The organism is Peribacillus sp. P4_C12, assembly GCF_056402095.1.
This window is the reverse complement of the sequence record NZ_JBFUIB010000176.1, coordinates 1-7113: the sequence shown is the minus strand read 5'-3', so window position 1 is coordinate 7113 and position 7113 is coordinate 1. Positions and strand designations below refer to the sequence as shown.

Annotated in this window: 7 protein-coding genes; 1 reads left to right on the top strand and 6 read right to left on the bottom strand. The window is 40.8% G+C overall.

The features are described 5' to 3' along the window. The 6 genes from AC1DUW_RS17750 to zapA form a co-directional block, all read right to left on the bottom strand. A partial coding sequence (locus tag AC1DUW_RS17750) for a helix-turn-helix domain-containing protein (protein ID WP_477643093.1) occupies window positions 1–331 on the bottom strand: 331 nt, incomplete at its 3' end. Window positions 332–775: 444 nt separating this feature from the next. Continuing rightward, window positions 776–1183 carry a DUF350 domain-containing protein gene (locus AC1DUW_RS17745; RefSeq protein ID WP_053347227.1) on the bottom strand — a complete coding sequence of 136 codons (408 nt, stop codon included), beginning with the start codon at window positions 1181–1183 and terminating at the stop codon, window positions 776–778. Between the two features lie 65 nt (window positions 1184–1248). Further along, window positions 1249–3603, bottom strand: coding sequence for an endonuclease MutS2 (locus AC1DUW_RS17740; RefSeq protein WP_053347228.1), 2355 nt, complete (start codon window positions 3601–3603; stop codon window positions 1249–1251). Between the two features lie 35 nt (window positions 3604–3638). Next, the gene (gene polX, locus AC1DUW_RS17735; RefSeq protein ID WP_477643092.1) at window positions 3639–5357 is read right to left on the bottom strand and encodes a DNA polymerase/3'-5' exonuclease PolX; all 1719 of its coding nucleotides are present in this window, start codon (window positions 5355–5357) and stop codon (window positions 3639–3641) included. Between the two features lie 216 nt (window positions 5358–5573). Further along, entirely contained in the window at window positions 5574–6107 is a 534-nt protein-coding gene (locus tag AC1DUW_RS17730; protein WP_053347230.1) for a CvpA family protein, read from the bottom strand. Between the two features lie 4 nt (window positions 6108–6111). Then, window positions 6112–6372 (bottom strand): cell division protein ZapA, encoded by a 261-nt coding sequence (gene zapA, locus AC1DUW_RS17725; protein ID WP_053347231.1) that lies wholly within the window; start codon window positions 6370–6372, stop codon window positions 6112–6114. 171 nt (window positions 6373–6543) lie between these two features. On the opposite strand from zapA, the gene rnhC reads away from it, so the two are divergent. Continuing rightward, a partial coding sequence (gene rnhC / locus AC1DUW_RS17720; RefSeq protein WP_477643091.1) for a ribonuclease HIII occupies window positions 6544–7113 on the top strand: 570 nt, incomplete at its 3' end.

Here is a 7113-nt window from a genome sequence, read left to right as displayed (position 1 = left end):
TATAATATCGACTATAGGAATCTGCTAAATTTTCCACCGATTTCTGTAAGGCAATACTGTCTACTTCTTTCAGGAAAGAATACTCTTTCTTTAAAGCTGGAAGTTCTTTGATTGTTGCGTATTTATTCAGAAAAGAACCTTTCCATTCATTAGAGGATAATTGGCCGTTCTGCTTCATTTCTTCACAAATATACCAGTAGGCATCTTTCTCCTTTTGTTTGCCTAAAAAGAAGTTATAGACAAAACGGGAGCAGCCGRTYGTTTTATTGATTAGAACTAGTTGTTCTTTAGTTGGATAGATTCGAAATTTATAAGCTTTGTTTACGATCATTGGTTTCACCCCCTTATAGTTATTATTAACCACAGAACGTATGTTTGTCAAAAGATTACTTTGGCTTATGCCAACCGCCATTCATCTTCCCCTTACCGTTGGGCTCTCGCCCTTCACACGCTTGAAGAGGGAGTCTTCTGGCGGGAARTGATAAATTTGCGTTTGCAGTGCCGGTAAAGCGTTCATTGATATTTCTTCAATCTTTTGTATCAGTTTAGACTGATCCACTTTTCTTCCTCCTCTTCCAAACTGTCAATTAATTAATATTTATACACTCAAAACATCATTTTTTAATAGGAGGTCAAATAAAAGAAGCGACACAAAGGCCGCTTCTATCAGGTGAAGAATATCATATAAATGATTCCAAACAGAAAAAAAATTCCGCAACAAACGATTAAGATTTTTGCAAGTTTCTCCACAGTTTTCTCCCTCTCATGCAGAGCATTAAGAAATTCCAGCGCCGATGACAAAAGATAAAGCGATTGAAATGATCATCGATAGAAATCCAACTGCCCGATTATCTTTTTGTATCTCTTCATCTATTTTAAATCCAGGCGTCATAAATTCAAAAATAAAATAACCGATCAGCAGCAGGACAAATCCGTATACGCCCCAGCCAATCATTGTAATTATCGAGTTCTGAAGGAGAATAGATTGTTGAAATACATAGGCAATCCCAAAAATCTTTCCGCCTGTGGCCATCGCGACAGAAAGATTTCCCTGTTTGATTTCCTCCCAATTTTTGTACTTTGTGACAAGTTCAAAAATGGCTAAAAAAACAATAATGCACAAAATAACAACACTGTAACGAGCAGCTATATATACATATTCATTTTCCCACATGTTCTCCATGGCACAACTCCCGAATGGTAACTGACCATCCGGCTTGGCAGAATAGCCGGAATGACCACTTTCCTTTATTTAAATTCTACCACCGTCACACCTGTTCCACCTTCTGCAGCCTCGCCGAACCGAATTCGTTTGACAGAGCGGTGATGTTTCAAGTATTCCTGAACACCTGACCGGAGAGCTCCCGTTCCTTTACCGTGAATGATAGAGACACTCGAATATCCGGCCAGCAGAGCATCATCAACATATTTCTCCACTCTGGACAGTGCATTTTCGAAACGTTCCCCACGAAGGTCAAGCTCAAGGCTAACGTGATAATCTCTTCCTTTTATCGTGGTAAGTGGTTTCGTTTCTTTTACTTTTGTAGTCTTAATGAACTCTAAGTCAGATTCCTTTACCTTCATTTTCATGATTCCGATTTGAACCTGCCATTCATTACTTGAAGCTTTCTCAATTAGATGACCTTTTTGTCCAAAGCTAACAACCTTAACTTCATCTCCAGGTTTTAAGCTTTTATCCAACGGTTTAGCCACTTTATTTGTTGATTTTTTTATTTTAGGTGCTGCATCTTCAAGTCGCTTTTTCGCGTCGATTAATTCATGCTCTTTGACATCAGCATGCTTTTCAAGACGCAGTTTACGTAAATCAGCAATAATTGCTTCCGCTTCTTTTTTTGCATTTTCCACAATGGCAGCTGCTTCTTTTGCTGCCTTTTCGACCATCGCATCCCGTTCTTCATGGTATTCACCAATTTGCTTTTGAAGGTCTTTATGAAGAATTTCAGCCTGTTTCAGGTGATCTGCGGCTTCTAGTTCCTCTTCTTCGGCCTTCTTGCGGCTATCTTCAAGGGACGCTATCATATTCTCAACTTTATTCGTATCTTCACCGATATGGCTGCGGGCGTGGCTAATAACGCTCTCTTCCAAGCCAAGACGCTTGGAAATTTCAAACGCATTACTCCGCCCCGGTACACCAATCAACAGTTTATACGTTGGACTCAAGGTTTCTACATTAAATTCAACGCTTGCATTAATGACGCCTTCCCTGTCATATCCATACGCTTTCAATTCTGGATAATGGGTCGTTGCAATCACACGTGCACCGCGCTTATAAACTTCATCCAAAATTGAAATGGCTAATGCGGCACCTTCCTGAGGGTCAGTTCCCGCTCCAAGCTCATCGAATAAAACAAGGCTATCATAATCGACATTCTTTAGGATATCGACAATATTGACCATATGGGAAGAGAATGTACTTAAGCTTTGTTCAATCGACTGTTCATCGCCAATATCGGCATAAACAGAGGAAAACACAGCCGTTTCAGAACCATCCAGCGCAGGAATTTGCAGACCGGACTGGGCCATTAACGTACATAGGCCAATCGTTTTAAGGGTAACGGTTTTACCCCCTGTATTGGGACCAGTAATGACGATTGTCGTAAATTCATCACCAAGGAAAATGTCATTGGCCACGACAACATCACTCGGAATGAGCGGATGCTTCGCTTTGAATAATTTCACGCGTCCCTCATTATTTAGAATTGGTTTAGACCCTTTTATCGCTTTTGCGTACTTTGCCTTGGCGACAAGGAAATCGACTTGTGCGAGCACCTTAACATTGTGAAGCAATTCCGGGGTGAACTCACCGACTTTTTCCGATAACTCGACTAAAATCCGTTCTATTTCCTGTGTTTCCTTCACTCGTGTTTCCTGAAGTACATTATTCAATTGAACGATTGCCTGTGGTTCAATAAACAACGTTTGTCCGGATGAAGATTGATCATGAATGATCCCGCCATACACACTTCGATATTCCTGTTTTACTGGGATAACAAAACGGTCATTCCGGATTGTGATAATGGCGTCTGACAACATTTTCGACGCATTGGAGGAACGAATCATACTTTCGAGTTTTTCCCTGACACGGCTTTCGTTCGTACGAATCTGGTTTCGAAGGGTACGCAACTTATCGCTCGCAGAATCCATCACTTCGCCGTGCTCACTAATAGCATAAGTAATTTCCTGCTGCAATTCAATCAACGGATGAAGTGAATCAATATATTCTGCTAAAAGTGGAACTTCGATTTCCTGCTCCGCGATTTCATCAAAAAAACGACTCAGAATCCTGCCGGCACGAAGCGTACTCGCAAGCTCCATCAATTCCATCGGTGAAAGCATACCGCCAATCTGAGCCCGTTTTGCATGTGGACGGATATCAAAAATTCCGCCCAATGGCAAATTTCCTTTTAAACGGACAATTTTGGCTGACTCATCTGTTTCTTCCTGCCACCTCGATACTTCCTCAAAGTCAGTGGAAGGCATCAATTGCTGTGCCTTCTCCTTTCCTATGGAAGAGGATGCATGTGAGACTAATTGTTCTTTAATTTTATGAAATTCCAATGTCTTTAAAGCTTTATTATGCATGGAGTTAAAGCTCCTCCTCTTTTGTGGGCAAATAGTTAGTCATTTCTCTTTAAAAACGTTAATAATCCATCAGTATTCTTTGCATTAAGGACAGTGGATTTTTTAATCCAGCCTTTTTTAGCCGAAGAAACCCCGACCGGCATATGTTCAAGCATGTCAATGCTATGAGCATCGGTATTGATCACAATCGGAACGCCTGCTTCCTGTGCCTTCCGTAAATGCGGCGGAGCCAAATCTAATCGATTCGGGTTAGCATTCAATTCCAGTGCTGTATTCGTTTCGAGCGCTAGTTCAATCAGCATATCAATATCAACATCATAACCAGTTCGTTTGCCGATAATTCTTCCAGTTGGATGGGCGATGATATCAACATGCGGGTTATTTAACGCAGTTTTTAAGCGCTCCATGATCGTATCACGAGGCTGGGAAAAACTTGAGTGGATTGAGGCGATAACCAAATCCATCTCTGCCAACAACTCATCGTCATAATCAAGTGTTCCATCAGGAAGTATATCCATTTCAATCCCTGAAAGCACGGTAAAATCATCATATTTTTCATTCAGGTCATGAATGATTTGTTTTTGCTCACGTAAGCGTTCCACGGTCAGACCGTTAGCCACTTTCAAATATTGTGAATGGTCAGTGATGGCCATATATTTATAACCTTTGGCCCGGCACGCTTCAATCATTTCTTCAATCGAATAAGCCCCATCACTCCATGTGGTATGCATATGCAGATCACCTTGAATATCTTCTACCGAAATAAGTGGTTCATCTGCATCATATTGCTCCACTTCCGTTCCATCTTCACGTAATTCTGGAGGAATAAACGGTAGTCCAAAATGATTATAAAAGAGTTCTTCTGTTTCAAATGTTAATACTTCACCCGTCTCAGCCACTTCTACTCCATACTCACTGATTTTTTCACCGCGATCTTTAGCCAGTTGGCGCATCCGGACATTGTGATCTTTTGAACCGGTAAAATGATGGAGGGTCGTGATAAATTCCTTATCCTTCACGATTCGGAAATCAACAGATATATCATATTCATAATCAAGTACAACTGACACCTTTGTATCGCCGGCTCCAATCACCTGTTTTATGCCCGATAATGAAAGAAGCTGAACCTTCACAGCTTCGGGTTTATCAGTCGAAATAATAAAATCGAGATCTTTAATCGTTTCTCTCATACGACGGATACTGCCGGCTCTTGATGAACGGATGATATATTCCATGTTGGTAATAGCCAATTCAATATCATCCGCAATCGGTCTCATGAAGGCAAGCGGAAGCCGATCAGGCCTTGATCCAGCCTCAGCAATCGCAGACAAAATCTTCTCTTCCGTTTTTTTACCGAAACCGGAAAGTGCCGCGACCTTGCCTTCTTCACAAGCGAGTTTCAGGTCATTCACATCATTGATATGAAGCTCTTTATGCAGCTTGGCAATTTTTTTCCCTCCCAACCCTTGAAGTTGTAAGAGCGGAATCAAACCTTTTGGCACCTGCTCCTGAAGCTCTTCAAGAACAGTCGACTTTCCTTCATTGATATACTCTTCAATGACGGCTGCTGTTCCTTTCCCGATTCCACTTAAAGTGGTAAAATCTTCGATTGCCGTCAAACTCCGATCATCCGTTTCTAAGGCACCTGCCGCCTTGCGGAAAGCTGAAACCTTAAACGGATTCTCTCCTTTTAACTCCATATATATTGCAATTTTTTCTAGTAATTTAATGATATCTTTTTTATTTACTGTCATTTTTTTCACCGCCGAAAAAATTAGTAGGGTGTCCCTTATTTACTTTCTTAAAGATACCTTTCTTGGAGGTAAAGTACAAGCAGTCCGATTCTTACTATACGAATCAACAAGAAAGAAGTTTCATCGTTCTCCATACAAAGGGGCCTCACCCTTTCAAAGTATAGGAATCTAGGACTTTGAGAAAGGTAGATAGGCCCTCGTTTACTGTCATTAAGATTATTTCACAAACCAAAGATCTTTAACTTGTTCGGAAAGGAACGGCGTATGTTTCACTATAGATTCTGCCAGAAAAGAGCCGGTTAATGGTTCCTGAATGGAATCCATTGGCAGCAAGGCAGCTATGTATAATATAATAAACATGATAAGATAGACTTCGACAAATCCTAATATCCCGCCACCCCAGCGATTTAGCTGTTTTAAAATCGGCAGATAGGTAATGAAATTGAGCATCGATCCAAGCATTTGCCAGAGAATTTTGGTAGCGAAGAAAATGATTGCAAAGGCAATAGCGTTGTAATACGCCGTTTCAAGCCCTACTGTCTCGAAAAACATATTAATGTTCGAAGAATCACCTATCGTCGGGAATGGGATCCACAATTTCAAATTGGGAGCAAGATCGCCGTAGAACACATAGGCGACAATGAAAGCTACTATAAATCCAGTCATATGAACAGTTTGTAAAATAAAGCCACGCTTTAAACCGATTAATAAACCGATTAAAAGAATGGCCAAAATTGCTAAATCTAGCATGTACTCAGTCCTTCTCTCTCTTTAATTCCAGTTGAAGCTGGTCTAGTTCATCTTTTAATTTAATATATTCGTGGACGGTATTCACGGCCGTTAATACCGCAAGCTTACTCGTATCCAAATATGGATTTTTCATACTGATTTCTCTCATTTTCTCGTCAACCAGCGAAGCAACCTGGCGCATATGACTCGCGCTTTCTGTACCGACGATTGTATATGGTTGTCCGTATATATCAACTGTTGTTTTATTTCGTTTATCGTCTGACAAAATGATGCCCCCAATCTAAACAATCCTAATTCTATCATATCATGAAGTTTTTCGTCATGAAAGAGAGTACAACGTCATTTCTTGCATAAAATTGCAATAATTTGTCAAACGAAATCGACCTTAGGTTGAGGACTCCCTAAAAAAATAAAATTGAGTTAGGAGTTTCTAATTATGTCTCATGTTGTTTTACTTATCAGTCCTTCACAAATAACGGAAATGAAATCTCATTATTCCTCTTCCTTAGCCGCAAAACTGCCACCAGGAAGTATCTTTTCAGCTAAGCCACCCCTATGTACGGTGACCGCCTATAAATCCGGAAAGGTCCTTTTCCAAGGAAAGAATGCTGAAACGGAAGCGAAAAAGTGGCAGAAAGGTGCTGCTGCTCCAAAGAAAAAAGCAGCCTCTACCGCATCAGTCAATGTCCATCGTTATTCACCGCCTGCCCATATTGGCACCATGTCTGTTATTGGTTCGGATGAAGTCGGGACAGGAGACTATTTCGGACCCATGACCGTCGTTGCTGTCTATGCAAAAAAAGAGCAGCTGCCTCTATTGAAAGAACTGGGTGTCCAGGATTCTAAAAATCTGAAAGACCCACAGATTATCGAAATTGCCAAACAGATTAAAGATGTAGTGCCATTCAGTCTGCTTACTTGTGATAATCCGAAATATAATACACTTCAGGCAAAGGGGATGTCACAAGGAAAAATGAAGGCCCTCCTTCATAACCAGGCCATAAAG

Bases quoted from the DNA above. Each gene is read 5' to 3' on its own strand.
- AC1DUW_RS17745 (WP_053347227.1), bottom strand. From the start codon at position 1,183: ATGGAGAACATGTGGGAAAATGAATATGTATATATAGCTGCTCGTTAC.
- AC1DUW_RS17730 (WP_053347230.1), bottom strand. From the start codon at position 6,107: ATGCTAGATTTAGCAATTTTGGCCATTCTTTTAATCGGTTTATTAATC.
- polX (WP_477643092.1), bottom strand. From the start codon at position 5,357: ATGACAGTAAATAAAAAAGATATCATTAAATTACTAGAAAAAATTGCA.
- AC1DUW_RS17740 (WP_053347228.1), bottom strand. From the start codon at position 3,603: ATGCATAATAAAGCTTTAAAGACATTGGAATTTCATAAAATTAAAGAA.